A 1028-nucleotide genomic window follows, 5' to 3' on the forward strand; every position below is an offset into this window, starting at 1 on the left:
GCGCGACAGTGCCTTGAGGTGGTCGGCGCCCGCCCCTTCCGGCGCCAGCAGCAGAAACACCAGATCGACGGGCTGATCGTCCAGCGATTCGAAATCGACAGGCGTCTCCAGCCGGGCGAAAACACCTGCGATGCGTTTCACGCCGGCCAGCTTGCCGTGCGGAATGGCGATGCCGTTGCCGACGCCGGTCGAACCCAGGCGCTCACGCTGCAGGATGGTGTCGAACACCTCCCGCTCCGGAATGCCGGAAATCGCCGCTGCCCGTTCGGACAGCAGTTGCAGCAGCTGCTTCTTGGAGTTCGCCTTCAACGCCGGCAGTATCGCCGGAACGTTGATAAGATCGCTCAGATCCATGCTAGAAAATCCCTTGTTCGCCTGCCGTCACCAGTCCCCACCCCTCGTGCGGCCGGCTCTTATTGCCGTGCGACCCTTGTCGTCACCGTGCGACCTTTGTCGTCACGCTTGCGCGACCTTGGTCGTCGACGGGTCGATCCAGCCGATATTTCCATCGGGTCGGCGATAGACGATGTTGAGATGGTCGGTTCCCGCATTGCGGAAGACAAAGACCGGGCTGTCCTTGGTGTCGAGCTCGATGACCGCCGACGCCACCGACATGGTCTTCAGCGTCATGGTTGATTCGGCGACGATGGCGGGCGCGAAATTCTCCGGAATGTCCTCGTCGTCATCGGCAAGCGGCGCCATCACCGTGTAGGCGATGTCGGTCGGCTGGCCGTTGGCGGCGCCCGAGTTGTGCGATTTCAGCCTGCGCTTGTAGCGCCTCAGGCGGGTTTCCAGACGGTCCGCCGCCGCCTCGAAGGCAAGCGTCGGATCCTGGGCATCGCCGGTGGCCTGCAGCGAAGCGCCGGAATCCAGCCGGATCATGCAGTCCGCCGAATAGCGCGAGCCCGATTTGATGACCGTGACATGTCCGGCAAAGCCGCGATCGAAATATTTGCCGATCGCTTCGCCGACGCGATCATTGATGCGTGTCCGAAACGCATCGCCGATATCCATGTGTTTTCCCGATA

2 protein-coding genes are annotated in these 1028 nt (G+C 62.5%); both read right to left on the reverse strand.

Annotated features, from left to right (window positions below):
- A partial coding sequence (locus EN750_RS36005) for a PTS sugar transporter subunit IIA (protein ID WP_127399398.1) occupies positions 1-354 on the reverse strand: 354 nt, incomplete at its 3' end.
- 102 nt (positions 355-456) lie between these two features.
- The coding region (raiA, locus tag EN750_RS36010) for a ribosome-associated translation inhibitor RaiA (RefSeq protein ID WP_245482916.1) at positions 457-1028 on the reverse strand (572 nt) is incomplete at its 5' end.

It is taken from the genome of Mesorhizobium sp. M7A.F.Ca.ET.027.03.2.1, from assembly GCF_003999175.1.
Taxonomy (GTDB): Bacteria; Pseudomonadota; Alphaproteobacteria; order Rhizobiales; family Rhizobiaceae; genus Mesorhizobium.